Raw genomic sequence first — 15,655 nt, 5'->3', positions numbered from 1 at the left:
CTGCTTAGCGCAGAGCACCAGCCCGCACAATCATTCCCTCTCCCCGTGGGAGAGGGCAGGGTGAGGGCATCAGGCTGCAGAGGAGCCAAACCTACCCCAGCACCGCCACCGTCAGCCGCGAACTGCAGCACAGCTGATCGCGACCATTACGTATCTCAATCTGCCAGCTCTGATTGCGCGCCCCCAGATGCAGCGGACGACAAACACCGCGCACCTCGCCGCTGCTCACCGCCCGATGATGGCTGGCGCTCACCTCAATGCCCACCACGCTTTTACCTTCTTCCACGCTCAGGTAACCGGCAATGGAGCCCATCGACTCCGCCAGCACCACCGACGCGCCGCCGTGCAGCAGACCAAACGGCTGCTGCGTGCGGCTATCTACCGGCATGGTGGCCTCCAGATAATCGTCACCGATGGCGGTAAACACGATGCCGAGATGCGCCACCAGCGAGTTATCGCCCAGCTGATTCAGCGTGGCGAGATCCACCGTACGTTTCCAGATTGCCATGCCTCAGGCTCCCAGCGTTGCGCCACCGTCCACCACAATATCCTGCAGCACCACGTGGCTGGCAAGATCCGAGGCCAGGAACAGGATGTTGTTCACGATCTCCTGCGGCTGGGCGATCTTACGCAGCGGGATCCCCAGTTTGTACTGATCCGGGAAACCGTTGATCATCTCCTGCTCGGCTTCCGGCGTATGCCACAGGCTGCGCTGCATATCGGTATCGGTTGATCCCGGTGAGACAATGTTGCAGCGCACGCCATACGGTGCCATCTCAAGCCCAACCGTCTGACACAGGCTGCGCAGCGCTGCTTTGGACGCGCCATAGGCTGACATGCCGAGGCGCGGGGCGTGCGCGGCGTTAGAGGCGATGGTGACAATCGCGCCAGCGCGCTGCTGGCGGAAGACCGGCAGCGTCTGCTGGAAGAGGTTAAACGCGCCGCCGGCGTTCACGGCGAGGCACGCCTGCCAGTCAGCAAACGACAGCGCATCGGTGCTGCCGATGCGCAGAATGCCCGCGCCGTTCACCAGGATATCCAGCCGCGGCTGGCTGGCCAGCAGTGACTGACAGCAGTCGCGCACCGCAGCACTGTCGGCAACGTCCAGCTGGCAGGTGGCAAACGGATAGTCATCCTGGCCAAAATGCAAATCAAAACCGGTCACCTGCGCACCGGCCTGATGGAACGCCAGCGCGGTGTGATAGCCGATGCCTTTGCCGGCACCGGTCACCCAGACAATTTTTCCGCTGAAATCAAAACAGGCGCTCATTGGGCTGGCACCCGTGACAGCAGCGCCCACCAGCCATCAATGCTGGGGTTTTTCGCCAGGCTGATGAAGTCGATATCGCTGTGCACCTGACGCCAGCGCGCCGCCAGCGCCATCACGCGCACTGAATCCAGCCCATAATCGATCAGGTTTTCATCATCTTCCGGCACGTCATCATCTTCCAGCAGCGGCAGAATCAGTGCGCGGAGTGCGTCCTTGCTCTGTGGCAGCGGCATCAGGTCGGCGGTCATCACCACTTTGCCACTGCGACCTGCGGTGTAGGTCAGCGCCATCATATGCTCGTCGCGCGAGAAGTCGGCCAGCGCATCGGCCACCATAAACGGCTGGATGTTACGCATGAAGGCGTCGGTAGCGGTGGTCAGGCAGCCGATGTGGGCATACACGCCAGTAATGATCAGCTGATCGCGGCCCATCTCCTGCAGGATAGACTCCAGCGGCGAGCGCACGAACGCGCTGTAGCGCCATTTAGTCAGCACCTGATCGTCCTGATCCGGCGCCAGCGTGTCGACGATCTTCTGCTGATCCGGATGTTTGTTCAGCCCTGGTCCCCACATATCATTCAGCAGCGCGCGATCCTCATCGCTTTGCTGGTTGGGCTGGGCGGTATAGAACACCGGAATGCCCTGCGCTTTGCAGTAAGCGCGCAGGCGGGCAATGTTCTCCACCACCTGATTCACCAGCGGGCTGTCTTCGCCCCAGAAGTTGAGGAAATAGGCCTGCATATCGTGAATCAGCAGCGCCGCGCGCTGCGGCTCCAGCGCCCATTGTACTTTGTTAGCCGGCAGCTCAGTGGCGGCGGGCAGCGCATAAGAGGTCAGTTTTGGAATAGCCATTACAATCTCCGGAAAAAATCAGGCTTGCGTCTGCTCAGCAAGCTGTTGGCGTAAACGTTTTTTATCCACTTTGCCCACCGGGGTAAGCGGCAGGGCGTCGACGCAGGTAATGCGGTCGGGAAGTTTGAATTCGGCAATGCCCAGCTCGCGCAGATGGCGGCGCAGCGCGACCGGTTTCACCGGCTGGCGCGCCACAATGAAGGCACAGCTCTTTTCACCCATCAGCTCGTCGTGCATGGACACCAGCGCGGCGTGGATCACATCCGGATGGCGCAGCAGCAGGTTTTCGATCTCTTCTGCGGCGATCTTCTCGCCACCGCGGTTGATCTGATCCTTTTCGCGTCCCTGTACGGTGATGTAACCCTGAGCGTTGATCTCAATCAGATCGCCTGAGCAGTAAAAACCGTTGGCGTCGAAGCTGGCGGCATTGTGCTCCGGGCTGTTGTAGTAGCCCCGGAAGGTGTAAGGGCCGCGCGTCATCAGGCGACCCACCTGGCCTGGCGGTAGCGGATTGCCGTTCTCGTCGGCCACCCACACTTCGTCATCTTCCGAAATCGGACGCCCCTGGGTAGTCAGAATGGTTTGCTCGTCATCGCCGAAGCGCGTGTAGTTAACCAGCCCTTCCGCCATGCCAAACACCTGCTGCAGCTGGCAGCCGATTTCACGCTGAATGCGTGCGGCCAGCGTTTCGCCCAGTTTGGCTCCGCCCACCTGAATGCGCTGCAGCGAGGCCAGCGCTGAATTGCTGCCCCACTCCTGAATTGCCTGCAACCACAGGCTGACCGCCGGCGGCACCAGTCCGGTATCGGTCACCTGGTGCTGCTCAATCAGCGGGAAGCAGAGCGTGGCGCTGGGATCCGCGGCGAGAATCACCTGGCCACCGGCATAGAACACCCCGAGCGAACCGGGGGAACTCATGGCAAAGTTATGCGGCGCGGGCAGGGCGATCAGATAGCGCGTGTCGGCGTTGATGTGGCAAATCTCGTCGCTGGCGCGGATGCTGTAGTAGTAGTCGTTGTGGGTGCGCGGAATCAGCTTCGGCGTCCCGGTGCTGCCGCCGGAGAGCTGGAAAAACGCCACTTCATCGGCGGCCGTCGGTGTCGCGACAAAATCGCCAGCCGCTTCATCCTGCAGCGACGCCAGCGTATTTTCCGCCTGCGCGTCGTTACGCAGGATCACCTGCTGCAGCGTGGGTTGCGCCTCGCACAGCGTGGCGATGAAGTCGTCGCTGGCAAACAGCGCGTGCTGGCGATCGGCGATCAGCAGTTTCGGTGCAATCTGCTGCGCATAGGCCTGCAGTTCAGTGCGCTGATGGCTGAACAGTGCGTACACCGGGACCACGCCCAGCTTAAACAGCGCAAACAGCGTAACGTAAAAGTCCGCCACGTTGCCGAGCTGCACCAGCGCCGTGTCACCGCGCTGTAAACCGCGCCGCTGCAGCGCCGCCGCCAGATTATCACTGCGCTGCGCCAGCTGGCGGTAGCTGAGCTGCACAGGGCCGTCGATCACGGCGATAGCGTCGTTTTCGCGATGGCGGTCGATGATGTCGGTCAGCGGCACGTCGATCCAGTAGCCTTTCTCGCGATAGCGCGCGGCCAGATGTGCCGGCCAGCGGCTGAAGGGAATGCTCATGCTTGTTCCTTTATTGCAGTCCAAAAGCGCGCAACATGGTGTCCAGCTTCACACCCGTTTCACGCCATTCTGATTCCGGTTGCGAGTCGGCGACGATGCCAGCGCCGGCAAACAGCCGCACGCGCGTGCCGTTTACCGTTCCGCAGCGAATGGTCACCACCCATTCGCCGTTGCCTTCGCTGTCGCACCAGCCGACGATGCCGCCAAACAGCTGGCGATCAAAGGGTTCGAGCTGCTGAATCAGCTGCTGCGCGCGGGCGTGCGGGAAGCCGCTCAGGGCCGGGGTTGGGTGCAGCAGCGCCGCCAGCGACAGCGCGTTTTCGCGCTCATCCTGCACTTCGCCATCGATTTGCGTCGCCAGATGCCACAGCGTGGCGGTGGTGATCAGCGACGGCACGGTAGGCACTGACAGTAGTCGGCTACGCGGCTGCAGCGTGCTGCGCATCGCGTCGGTCACCAGCTGATGTTCGTGGCGGTCTTTGGCTGACGCCATCAGGGTGTTACCTGCCACGCGATCGGCGCTGGCGTCGTCATGATGGCGGCGCGCCGAGCCGGCCAGCGGGCAGGAGGAGAAATCGCGCCCCTGTTTGCGCAGCATCAGTTCCGGGCTGGCGCCCACCAGCGCGCCTCCTTCCGCCAGCGGCAGATGGAAATGGTAGCTATTGGGATTTTGCGCGATCACGCGCTGCATCAGCGCGGCGGTATCGACCGGCTGCTCGGTGACGATATCCATCAGGCGCGACAGCACCACTTTGTCCGGATCGCCGCGCTGGATGGTGGCAACGGCGTCGGCCACCATGCGGGTAAACACCGCGTGATCCGGTACTGCCGTCCGCCGCCGCACTGCCGGCAGATCGCTCTGCTGCGCCGGTAACGCCTGTTGCAGGTCGGCGCGATTAAAGCTCTGCCAGGATTCGGGTATGAACAGGGACGCTGGCTGGCTGACGTCAAACGGAATCGCGCCCACCAGCAGCGGATTGGCGATCCCCTGCTTTTTCGCCGCGGCAAAGTGCTGGCGCAGCTGCTGTTGAAAGTCGCCCTGCAGCAGCGCGGCATCGCCCACCGGCGTGTTGATCGTGGTATAGCAGCCCTGGGTGGCCAGGCTGCGCCATGGCGAGGTGAAAAGGAAACCGCGGCACAGCGCGGAAAAATCCTTCAGCCAGGCATTTTCAAACGTGGAGCTTTCCACCATAATTTTCACCTATAAATGATAAGATTATTAAGAATGATTATCATTTTTATTATGGCTCTGTAACCTACGTCGAAAGGGGCAAAGAGTCAATCCATTCGCGGGATTTACCGTGCTGTCAGACGTAAGCGGCGGCTGACGCCGGGCAAGGCATTAAGCTAAAAGGTGGATCAAAACTTATGAATAAATGCGGTTTATGGGGCATGGCTGTCCTGTTGTTCATTTTCCAGTCGCTGTCAGGGACAGCGCGGGCCGACCAGGGCTGGCCGCGCAGCGTACAGGGCGCGACCGGAACGGTAACGCTTCACCAGGCACCACAGCGTATTGTCTCCACCAGCGTCACGCTGACCGGCTCGCTGCTGGCGATTGACGCGCCGGTCATCGCCTCAGGCGCGACCGCACCGAAAAGCCGCCTGGCCGACGATCAGGGCTTCTTCCGTCAGTGGGGCGAGGTGGCAAAACAGCGCCACGTTAAGCGGCTGTACATTGGTGAGCCGAGCGCCGAGGCGATTGCGGCGCAAGCCCCGGATCTGATCATCGTCAGCGCCACCGGTAATGACTCCGCCCTGAAGCTGGTCAGTCAGCTGTCCGCCATTGCCCTCACGCTGGTGGTCAACTACGACGATAAGAGCTGGCAGGATGTGGTTACGCTGCTGGGGCAGGCCACCGGCCATGAAGCACAGGCGGCGCAGCGCGTAAAAGAGTTCGACGATCGCGAAGCGGCGCTGAAGCAGGCCATTACGCTGCCGCCGCAGCCGGTCTCCGCGATGGTATGGAACGGTGATGGCCGGGCAGTGAATCTATGGACCGCCGCATCGGCGCAGGGCAAACTGCTGCAGCAGCTCGGTTTTACCCTGGCGCAGCCGCCGGCCGGCACGCAACAGGGGCACAGCATGGGCCAGCGCAAAGACATTATTCAGCTCTCGGGCGAGAATCTCGCCGCCAGCCTGACCGGTCACAGCTTCCTGCTGTTTGCCGGCGATGACAAAACTGCGCAGTCAGTGCTGAGCAACCCGTTCCTGGCACAAAACGCGGCGGTGCGCGATAAGCAGGTCTATGCGCTGGGTATCGACACCTTCCGCCTGGATTACTACAGCGCCAGCAATCTGCTGACGCGTCTGCATCAGCTGTTCGTCAAATCATGATGTTTGCTGCGCCAGCACCGGCGCGGGCGCCTGATAGCGCCGCAATCCTTTCATCATCAGCCACATCATGACGCCAAGCAGTGTCGCGGCACAGCCAAACGCCGCGGCAGCCTGCGCCGGCAGCAGCCACGAACCGAGGGCACCAATCAGCGCGGCGCCGAGGGCATCGCCGCACACGTTCTGCGCCGTCCACAGGCTGTTGATGCGGCCCAGCAGATGATCCGGCGTCAGCAGCTGAATCATCGCGTACTGCACCAGGCTGTTGATGGCGCTGAAATAGCCGAAGCCCGCCAGACACAGCAGCGCCAGCCACAGCGTCGGCATCAGGCTGAACAGGCCCAGGGCGACGAAACCGGCCACGGCGCTGCCCAGCACCAGCCGGCCCGGGCGCGCTGCCTGTTTCAGCCTGCCGCTGGTAAATGCACCCACGGCGGCACCGAGCGGCACGGCAGCGTACAGCATACCGAGCTGGTCGGCGCTGACTGACCAGTGCGGTGCCAGCGCCGGGTACAGCACGCGGATGGCGCTGGCCAGCGTCACCAGCGCACCGGTCAGCGCCACCATGCCGACCAGCGGGCTGGCAAACAGGAACTGCACGCCGGTTGCCAGCGCCCGCAGCGGATGCTCGCGCGGCTGCGGAGGCGGTGGCAGCGCAGGCAGCTTCAGCAGCGTTAGCACCGTCAGCAGCGTGCCGAAGGCGGTCAGTCCATAATTCCACAGCACGCCGCCGTGCGCGATCACCACACCAGCAATTGCCGGCGATAAAATCGAGCCGAAGCGCACCGTCAGCATGGTAATGGCACCGGCCTGCATGATGTTTTCGCGTCCCACCAGCGCTGGCGTAGCGGCCAGCAGCGCCGTGACGCCAATCGCACCAAAAAAGCCGTCCCACAAGCCCAGCAGATAGACCGCCAGCAGCGAAGGCGCGGGCAGCGCGGCATTTATCGCCAGCGCGACAAAGCCCAGTCCGCAGGTGGTGCGGGCAAGCAGGATCAACGTCTTACGCTCATAGCGATCGGCCAGCACGCCGCCGGTCAGCAGGCCAGTAAACATGCCGGCAGCGGACAGCGTGACGGCGAGGCCCACCAGCAGCGGTGAATGGGTCATCTGCTGAATCTGCACCGGCACGGCAACGGCCAGCATGCCGAGCGCCACAATCGAGATAAAACGCGCAATAAACACCGCGCGAAACGCCGCGTGGGTTTTCAGCAGTGAGAGATCGATAAAGTGAGAGGGTTTGTTCATTGTTTCGCCTTTTTGCACCAATTTTCCTCATCATCCGCGAGGCGACTCATGGTAACATAGGCAAACGCGAGTAATAACGATAACAAATATCATTATCACATTACGTTGCACTGCAACGACGTCGAACAGTGAAGGTTTAGAACGCTATGCGCCAGATCCGTGCATTAGCAGGCTCAGGGATTCTGCTTTTGCTCCTCATGGCGCTCAGTCTGATGCTGGGTGCCAAATCAATACCGCTTTCCGATGTGTATCACGCTCTCACCGCCTCCTGCTCCAGCGCGGAGTGCATCATCGTGCGCGATGCGCGCCTGCCGCGCACGCTGGCCGGTCTGCTGGCGGGCGTGGCGCTGGGGCTGGCGGGCGCGCTGATGCAGAGTCTGACGCGTAACCCGTTGGCCGAGCCGGGCATTCTGGGCGTGAACGCCGGTGCCGGTTTTGCCATCGTGCTCGGCATCGCGCTGCTGGGAGCGGACTCCCCGCTGCAGTGGCTGACGCTGGCCTTCAGCGGCGCGCTGCTGGCGGCGCTGCTGATGACGGTGATTGGCGCGATGGGCGGCGGGCGCGTCAATCCGGTGCGTCTGACGCTGGCAGGCGTGGCGCTGGCAGCGGTACTGGAGGGTTTAACCTCCGGCCTGTCGCTGCTCAATCCGGACATTTACGATCACCTGCGCTTCTGGCAAAGCGGCTCGCTGGATATCCGCGATTTCAGCGTGTTGCGCACCCTGAGCCCGGCGGTGCTGGCCGGTGCGGCGCTGGCGCTGGGGCTGGCGCAGTCGCTGAACAGCCTGAGCATGGGCGGCGATATGGCGGCGGCGCTGGGCACGCGCGTGTTGCGCACTCAACTGCTGGGCCTGCTGGCGATTGCCTTACTGAGCGGCGCGGCGACCGCCGCCGTCGGACCGATCGCTTTTATCGGCCTGATGACGCCGCATTTTGCCCGCTGGCTGGTGGGCAACGATCACCGCTGGCTGCTGCCGGCGACGGCGCTGATCACCCCGGCGCTGCTGCTGGCGGCGGATATTCTGGGGCGGATGATGGTGGCAGGCGAACTGCGTGTCTCAATTGTGACCGCCATCCTTGGCGCGCCGATGCTGATTTTGCTGGTACGGCGCCAGCGCGGGCGAGGTGGATTATGACGCGGCGTGCCGGGTTGCATGGCGGCTGGCTGCTATTAGCGTGTGCGCTGCTGACGTGGCTGGCGCTGACGCGCGGTGCGCTGCCGATTACGGCGGAGCAGGTGTGGCAGGCGCTGCGCGGGCAGGGAGCGGCCAACGTGCAGCTGATTGTGGTGGAGTGGCGGCTGCCGCGCGTGCTGATGGCGCTGCTGATCGGTGCGGCGCTGGGTGTCAGCGGGGCAATTTTTCAGTCGCTGCTGCGTAACCCGCTCGGCAGCCCGGATATTCTCGGCTTCAATACCGGTGCTTACAGCGGTGTGCTGGTGGCGCTGGTGCTGTTCAATCAAAGTATTACCGCGATGACCGGGGCCGCGCTGATCGGCGGTATCGCGACGGCTGCGCTGGTGTATCTGTTTGCCTGGCGCAACGGGGTGGAAACGTTTCGGTTAATCATCGTGGGCATCAGCGTGCGCGCGCTGCTGATGGCGCTCAATGCCTGGCTGATTATCAGCGCTTCGCTGGAGTCGGCGCTCAGCGCCGGGCTGTGGAGCGCCGGCTCGCTCAACGGCATCACCTGGGCGAAAACGCCGCCGGTGGTGACGATGCTGCTGCTGTCGCTGCTGCTGGTGGCGCTGTTAACGCGCCGCATGCGTCTGCTGGAGATGGGCGATGACACCGCCTGCGCGCTCGGCGTGCCGGTGGAGCGCAGCCGCCTGTGGCTGATGCTGCTGGGCGTGCTGCTGACCGCGGCGTCCACCGCGCTGGCGGGGCCGATCTCGTTCGTGGCGCTGCTGGCACCGCAGATTGCGCGCCGGCTGAGCGGCGGGGAAAAAGGCGCATTATGGCTGGCGGCGCTGTGCGGCGCGCTGCTGTTGTGCGCCGCCGATTATGCCGCGCAGCATCTGTTCCTGCCTTATCAACTGCCGGTTGGCGTGATCACCGTCAGCCTGGGCGGACTCTATCTGATTGCGTTACTGGTGCGGGAGGCGCGACGCCAATGATCGATATTCCTTCACGGCTGTATGGCGAAGGCCTGACGCTGGGTTATGACAAAAAAGTGGTGGCGGAAAATCTGTCGGTGGCGATTCCGCAAGGGGAGCTGACCGTGATTATCGGCCCTAACGCCTGCGGTAAATCCACCCTGCTGCGTACTCTCAGCCGCCTGCAGGCACCGCTGAAAGGCGACGTGCTGCTGGACGGCGAGGCAATTGCACGTTATCCCACCAAAGAGGTGGCGCGCCGCCTTGGCCTGCTGCCGCAGAGTTCAAACGCACCGGCGGGCATCAGCGTGAGCGAGCTGGTGGCGCGCGGACGTTATCCGCATCAGTCACTGTTTGGCCGCTGGCGCGCGGAGGATGAAGCGGCGGTGCAGCAGGCGATGTTGGCCACCGGCGTGGCGGACCTGGCGCAACAGGCGGTCGATACCCTGTCCGGCGGGCAGCGTCAGCGCGTGTGGATCGCCATGGTACTGGCGCAGCAGACGCCGCTGCTGCTGCTGGATGAGCCCACCACCTGGCTGGATATAACCCACCAGATTGAGCTGCTTGAGCTGATGCAGAAGCTCAATCAGCAGCATGGCCGCACGCTGGTGGTGGTGCTGCACGACCTTAATCACGCCTGCCGCTACGCCACCCATCTGATCGCCATGCGTCACGGGAGGATCATTGCCGAGGGCAAGCCTGGCGAGATTGTGACGCCGGCGCTGATTGAGCAGGTGTACGGATTACGCTGTGTGATTGTTGAGGATCCGGTGGCGCATACGCCAATGATTGTGCCGCTGGGGCGCGGGCGCTAAGGCGGAGAAGGGGCTGTGATGTAAACGTTTTCTGCCATACGTTTCCCTCTCCCGCCGGGAGAGGGTGAGGACAAAACCGCTACGCCAGCAACTGCTGCAACAGCGGCCCGATCTGCTCAAACATGCGAGGCGAGATAATCTCGACGTGGGCGCAATCCATCGGCCACACCGTCAGCTCACCGACATAGGGCGCCCAGGCGCGGCGCGCATCCTGGCCTGGCTGCTGCGTCTGTTCGGCGAGGAACAGCTTAGCGCGGCCGCCGAAGCGTGCGCTGCGCGCCGTGGCCAGCAGACGCACCGAGCTGGCGTAGTTGGCTTCGATGGTATCGAACATGGCCTGCATCTCTTCACCGGCCTGATGGCGCTGCGCGGCGATAAACTGTTCGCGCTCGCGATTCACCTCCTCCAGCACCGCCGGATCCAGCACATTCTCGCCGCGCTTCTCATCCCAGTTCTGCGTTTCCGGCGGCCAGGTGTCGAGCAGGCCAAGGAAGGCGACCTCTTCACCCGCCGCTTCCAGCCGGGCAGCAATGCCCTGCGCCAGCGTACCGCCCAGCGAGTAGCCGAGGAAATAGTAGGGCCCGTGCGGTTGTACCTCTCGCAGCGTATGCAAATGCGCTTCACAGACCTCATCGAGGTGCGCGCTCTGGTTCAGTGGTCCCTGCGTGTCTGGCGACTGAATGCCGACCAGTGACCAGCGTGGGTCAAGGTAACGCTGCAGCACGCTGAACTGCCAGGCGAAGCCGGACGCCGGGTGGAAGCAGAACAGCGTCGGTCCGCTGCCTTTACGCAGCGGCAGCACCGCTTCAAAGCCCGCCTGCTGATGGGATTGTCCATCGCTCAGCAGCGCCGCCAGTTTTTCCACCGTCGGGGCGATCATGATCTGCCCGACCGAGACCGGCAGCTGGAGCTCGCGGCGCAGCTGCGCAGCAAGGCGCATCGCCAGCAGCGAATGGCCACCGAGCGCAAAGAAATCATCATGCGCACCGATCGTGTCGCAGGCCAGCAGGCGGCAGAACGCTGCGGCCAGCGTGCTCTCTAAACCGGGCAGTGGCGCGCGCCCCTGGCGCTGCGTGGTGCTCTGCGGCAGCGGCAGCGCTTTGCGATCCAGTTTGCCGTTGCTGCTGAGCGGCAGCGCCTCCAGCTGGACGATGGCCACCGGCACCATGTGTGCCGGTAGCTGCTGTGCCAGCGCCTGACGCAGCGCATCGCCATCCACCGGCTGAGGCGCCACCACGTAGCCCACCAGCTGACGCGCATCGCCCTGTGCCGCCGCACTGCCCAGCACCACCGCATGCGTCACCGCCTGCTCAATGCCGGGCTGGGCGCACAGCGCATGATCGATTTCGTTCAGCTCAATGCGCTGACCGCGGATCTTCAGCTGGTCATCGCTGCGTCCGAGATACTCCACCGCACCGTTGTCCAGCCAGCGCGCTACGTCGCCGGTCAGGTACATGCGCTCGCCAGCGGCGTACGGGTCGGCGATAAAGCGGCTGGCGGTCAGCTCCGGCCGGTTGAGATAGCCGTGCGCCAGCTGAATGCCGGTAAGATAGAGATCGCCGGCCACGCCCGGCGGCACCGGCTGCATTTGCGCATCAAGAATGCGCAGGCCGGTGTTCCACACCGGGAATCCGATCGGTACGCTCGGGCCATCGACGGCGGCGAGCGCCGCGCCATACGCCGGATACCAGCTGACATCAACGGCCGCTTCGGTCGGCCCATACAGATTGTGCAGCGGCACGCGGGTCAATGTTTCCCAGCTGCGCGACAGATCGGTGGGCAATGCTTCACCGCTGCAGAACACGTTGCGCAGGCTGGCGCAGCACGCTATCGCGGCCGGGTGATCGAGCGCCGCGACAAAGGCCGCCAGCATCGAGGGTACGAAATGCGTGGTGGTGACTTTGTAGCGGGCAAACAGTTGCTGTAAGGCTTCCGGATCGCGGTGTGCATCCGGCGGCGCCATCACCAGCTGCGCGCCGACCAGCAGCGGCCAGAAGAACTCCCACACCGAGACATCAAAGCTGCTCGGCGTTTTCTGCAGCACCACGTCATCCGCCTGCAGCGGATAACGATCCTGCATCCACAGCAGGCGATTAACGATCGCCTGATGGCCGACCAGCACGCCTTTCGGCCGGCCGGTAGAGCCGGAGGTATAGATGATGTACGCGCCATCCTGCGGCGTCGGCGCGCTGGCCGGTGCCGGTGCATATTCGGCATTATACAGGGTGTCAAAGTGCAGCTGACTGACCGGCGCGATGGCGCGGAAGCGGGCACTGAGCGCGGCAGCGGTAATCAGCGTTTTGGGCGCGGCGTCTTCCAGCATCAGCTGGAGCCGCTCGTCCGGATAGCCGGTATCCAGCGGCAGATAAGCGGCCCCGAGCGTCACAATCGCCTGCAGTGCCAGCGACAGCTGCACCGAACGCGGCAGCGCCACGGCGACGATATCACCTCGCTGCACGCCGGCCGCACTGAGATCGGCCGCCAGCGCGAATACCTGCTGCTGCATCTGGCGATAGTTCAGCTGGTGCTGCGCATCGGCCAGCGCCGGTGCGTCCGGGGTGCGCTGCGCCTGCTGCGCCAGCAGCGACGCCAGGGTTTCCGCTGGCAGCGGATGGGCGGTCTGATTGATGGCCGCAATCTGCTGCTGCTCCGCTGGCGTCAGCAGATCGAGCTCGCCCAGCGCGCGCTGCGGCTGCGCGGCCAGCTGGCTGAGCAGCAGGGCAAAGCGGCTGGCATGGCGCTGCAGCGTCTCGGCAGCATAGCGCTGCGCGTTCGCCAGCAGCTCCAGCGTCAGATCGCCGTGCTCGCTGAGGTAAATTGCGATTTCCAGATCGCGCACCGGGCCGGAGGCCAGCTGATGCGTGATGCCTTCAATGCCGGCGAAATCGAGCTGGTAGTCAAACATCTTCAGGTTGATCACCGGGCCATACAGCGGATCGCTATCGCCGGGGCGGCCGAGATCGCGCTGCACCTGTTCAGCATCGTAGCGCTGATGACGGCGCATTTTTTTCACTTCCGCGGCCAGCTGAGCGGCGAGATCGCCGAGCGTTTGTCCCGGCTGGTAATGCACCGCCATCGGCAGCACGTTAATCACCGGACCGGTGGCGCACAGCGCGGCTGAGCCGATGCGGCGCATGAAGATGAAGCCGGCAGCAAAATCATTTTGTCCGCTGAGGCGAGCCAGCCACAGCGCTACCAGCGCAAAGGCCAGATCGGCGGCGCTGTGCTGTGGATGCTGGCTGGTCAGCGTCTGGAAGCGGTGACGATCCAGCGTAACGCTGTGACGCAGCAGATCGGTGCTGGCGCTCTGACCGGCCAGCGGCAGCGGCGACAGCGAGGCGGGCGCGGGCAGGGCGCGGCCTTTTTCGCGCCAGAATTCGCCGTCACGGGTGTAAGACGCCGATTGCTGATAGCGCTGATACTCGTCAACCACGGCGCTGAACGGAATAAACGGTGTCGGCTCAGGCGGCTGGTGCTGTACGGCGGCGCTGTACAGATTGGCGATGCGGCGCGTCAGCGCGGTAAAGCTGAAGCCATCCACCACCAGATGGTGATAGCGCTGATACCAGAACCAGTGCTGTTCGCCGAGGCGGAACAGACGATGGTGCCACAGCGGTGCGCCACTCAGCACACGCAGGTCGCCCTGCATATCGGCACGCATCAGGGCGCGCGCGGCGGCAGCGGCATCCGCTTCGCTGCGCAGATCAACGATGTCTGGCAGGCTGAAAGTCTGCGGCTGCGGCCACTGCAGCGGCTCGCCGTCGATTTCGCCGAACGCCATATTCAGGGTATCGGCTTCCTGCATCCCGTCGACGATGGCCTGCGCCAGCAGCGCGCTGTTGATGTCGCCGCGCAGTTCGACAAAGTGCGCGACCGCGTAAGCGTTGTGATGGCGGCTGAGCTGGTCGGCGATCCAGATGCCAGGCTGCGCCGCCACCAGCGGCAGAGTTTGTTGGTCAATCATAGTGTCGTTCATCAGAGAATTTACTGTCGCTCCGGTTCACGTCTGGCGTGATGAATGAATTTGGATTGCGCCACAAAGCTTGCAGACCGTCGAGCAGGCCACCGCGCCAGCACAGCGCGTCATGGCCGCCCTCTACCGGCTGGTAATGCACCTGATAGCCGGCAGCGGTAAGTTGTTGTTGTAATTGTTGATTGGCTTGCAGAATCAGGCCTTCACGCTGGCCTGCCTCCAGCCAGAAACGCAGCGGCTGGCGAGGTGCCAGGCCATGGTCCAGCGCCTGCAACAGCCAGCCATGCGGGTTACCGCGCTCCGGCCACCAGAAGGAGCCGGACAGGCTGAGCGCGTTACCAAAGGTGTGGGGAAAGTGCAGCGCGGCAAACACCGCGGCCAGACCGCCGAAGCTTTGCCCGGCAACCAGCGTGCGCGCCGGCTGCGCATCGTACGGCATCCAGCGTGCCACCTGCGGCAACAGCTCCTGCTGCACCGCCTGCCAGAATTGCGGATTGCATGGCAGCTCGCGGCTGCGGTGTTCGCGATCGATGATGTCGATAAACAGGTAGACCGCCGGCGGCAGCTTGCCCGCGGCGGTCAGCTGCTGCAGTGGGCCGGCGATCGGCATCTGCTGCGCCCAGAACTGACCATCGAGCAGTATCGCCAGCGGACGCGGGCCGTGCTGCGCCTCGCCTGTGGCGTATAGCCACACCCGGCGACGATTGCCGAGCAGCGCGCTGTTCCACTGCTGCTCCTGCAGCGTCAGCGTCGGGGCGCGGCCCTCATCCACCGCACGCCACACCTGCTGGTCGGGCGCGTCAGGCAGGTGCAGCGGTGACACGCCCATGCCGCGTCCGCCGGACCAGCTGCGCAGCGGATTGAGCGCATCGGCCTGCGCGGCAGGGAATTTTTCGCGCCACCAGTGGCGCAGCGCATGCATGTCAGGCTCGCCGCTGAAATCGCTGGCCTGCCGATCCGGCATCAGGCAGTAGCTGCCGCGCCAGTGTGACGGCAGCACGGTTTGCCAGTACCAGACATCGCTACTGGCGACGCGCATCAGCGATTGCGGCGGGCGCCGCTGGTGGTGATCGGTCACGCCGGTGATGTTGATCCACACGCGCTGGGTGTGGGAGGTGGTTTCACTGCCTTGCGGATCGCGCCAGAAGAAGGTCACCAGACAGGTGCCATCCTGCTGCGGCTCAATGCGCGGAATGCCCTGAGTCTGTTGCTCCTGCCACCAGGCTTCGCTACCAATTCCATCATTTCGCCAGGTCATAGGGGCTGCCAGTCGCCGTCTGTACGGGGAGGTTTACATAGGATTGATAAATAATAATATTGATAATTATTTGCATTTGCAATAGGGTGACTGCGCTCAAAATGAGCACGCACGTTCCGTCTGGCACCCGGTAAGTCATGGGATTCAGCAAAGGATGGCCCTGCCAGGTGTGAACGGCTGCG

General features: G+C 63.6%; 12 protein-coding genes. 4 read left to right on the top strand and 8 right to left on the bottom strand.

The window, feature by feature from the left end:
• Positions 1–91: 91 nt before the first annotated feature.
• From K7H94_RS16190 to K7H94_RS16170, 5 genes are read right to left on the bottom strand one after another with little or no spacing between them, the layout of a single operon-like run.
• Complete coding sequence (locus K7H94_RS16190) at positions 92–508, bottom strand: hotdog fold thioesterase (protein ID WP_021507726.1); 417 nt, start codon at positions 506–508, stop codon at positions 92–94.
• A gap of 3 nt (positions 509–511) precedes the next feature.
• A complete protein-coding gene (gene dhbA / locus K7H94_RS16185) occupies positions 512–1,270 on the bottom strand; it encodes a 2,3-dihydro-2,3-dihydroxybenzoate dehydrogenase (RefSeq protein WP_058759589.1) in 759 nt (252 codons plus the stop codon).
• Positions 1,267–2,121 carry an isochorismatase family protein gene (locus K7H94_RS16180; protein WP_222951343.1) on the bottom strand — a complete coding sequence of 285 codons (855 nt, stop codon included), beginning with the start codon at positions 2,119–2,121 and terminating at the stop codon, positions 1,267–1,269. The genes dhbA and K7H94_RS16180 overlap by 4 nt, the downstream gene beginning before the upstream one ends.
• Before the next feature lie 18 nt (positions 2,122–2,139).
• Positions 2,140–3,753, bottom strand: a complete 1,614-nt coding sequence (locus K7H94_RS16175; RefSeq protein ID WP_222951342.1) for a (2,3-dihydroxybenzoyl)adenylate synthase — start codon at positions 3,751–3,753, stop codon at positions 2,140–2,142.
• A gap of 10 nt (positions 3,754–3,763) precedes the next feature.
• The gene (locus tag K7H94_RS16170) at positions 3,764–4,945 is read right to left on the bottom strand and encodes an isochorismate synthase (RefSeq protein WP_222951341.1); all 1,182 of its coding nucleotides are present in this window, start codon (positions 4,943–4,945) and stop codon (positions 3,764–3,766) included.
• Positions 4,946–5,121: 176 nt separating this feature from the next.
• On the opposite strand from K7H94_RS16170, the gene fepB reads away from it, so the two are divergent.
• A complete protein-coding gene (gene fepB / locus K7H94_RS16165) occupies positions 5,122–6,087 on the top strand; it encodes a Fe2+-enterobactin ABC transporter substrate-binding protein (protein ID WP_222951340.1) in 966 nt (321 codons plus the stop codon).
• Here the strand turns inward: fepB and entS are convergent.
• Positions 6,082–7,332, bottom strand: a complete 1,251-nt coding sequence (entS, locus tag K7H94_RS16160; RefSeq protein ID WP_211725230.1) for an enterobactin transporter EntS — start codon at positions 7,330–7,332, stop codon at positions 6,082–6,084. The genes fepB and entS overlap by 6 nt on opposite strands.
• A 146-nt stretch (positions 7,333–7,478) precedes the next feature.
• Between entS and fepD the strand changes: the two genes are divergently transcribed.
• Genes fepD through K7H94_RS16145 form a run of 3 tightly spaced genes read left to right on the top strand, consistent with a single transcriptional unit; the run spans position 7,479 to position 10,242 of the window.
• Positions 7,479–8,468, top strand: coding sequence for a Fe(3+)-siderophore ABC transporter permease (fepD, locus tag K7H94_RS16155; protein WP_127833606.1), 990 nt, complete (start codon positions 7,479–7,481; stop codon positions 8,466–8,468).
• Positions 8,465–9,448, top strand: coding sequence for an iron-enterobactin ABC transporter permease (gene fepG / locus K7H94_RS16150; RefSeq protein WP_222951339.1), 984 nt, complete (start codon positions 8,465–8,467; stop codon positions 9,446–9,448). The genes fepD and fepG overlap by 4 nt, the downstream gene beginning before the upstream one ends.
• Positions 9,445–10,242, top strand: a complete 798-nt coding sequence (locus tag K7H94_RS16145; protein ID WP_222951338.1) for an ATP-binding cassette domain-containing protein — start codon at positions 9,445–9,447, stop codon at positions 10,240–10,242. Before fepG ends, K7H94_RS16145 begins: the two co-directional genes overlap by 4 nt.
• A gap of 79 nt (positions 10,243–10,321) precedes the next feature.
• Here the strand turns inward: K7H94_RS16145 and K7H94_RS16140 are convergent, their stop codons facing one another.
• Both K7H94_RS16140 and fes read right to left on the bottom strand, forming a co-directional pair.
• Positions 10,322–14,206: an enterobactin synthase subunit F gene (locus K7H94_RS16140; RefSeq protein WP_245001381.1), complete on the bottom strand. Its 3,885-nt coding sequence runs from the start codon at positions 14,204–14,206 to the stop codon at positions 10,322–10,324.
• Complete coding sequence (gene fes, locus K7H94_RS16135) at positions 14,199–15,473, bottom strand: enterochelin esterase (protein ID WP_150059184.1); 1,275 nt, start codon at positions 15,471–15,473, stop codon at positions 14,199–14,201. Before fes ends, K7H94_RS16140 begins: the two co-directional genes overlap by 8 nt.
• Between the last annotated feature and the right edge of the window lie 182 nt (positions 15,474–15,655).

Origin of the sequence: Pantoea dispersa (assembly GCF_019890955.1) — a bacterium.
In the GTDB taxonomy this organism is placed as follows: Bacteria; Pseudomonadota; Gammaproteobacteria; order Enterobacterales; family Enterobacteriaceae; genus Pantoea; species Pantoea dispersa.
Note: the sequence above shows the minus strand (reverse complement) of the source record. Positions and strands in the feature narration are given on the sequence as shown.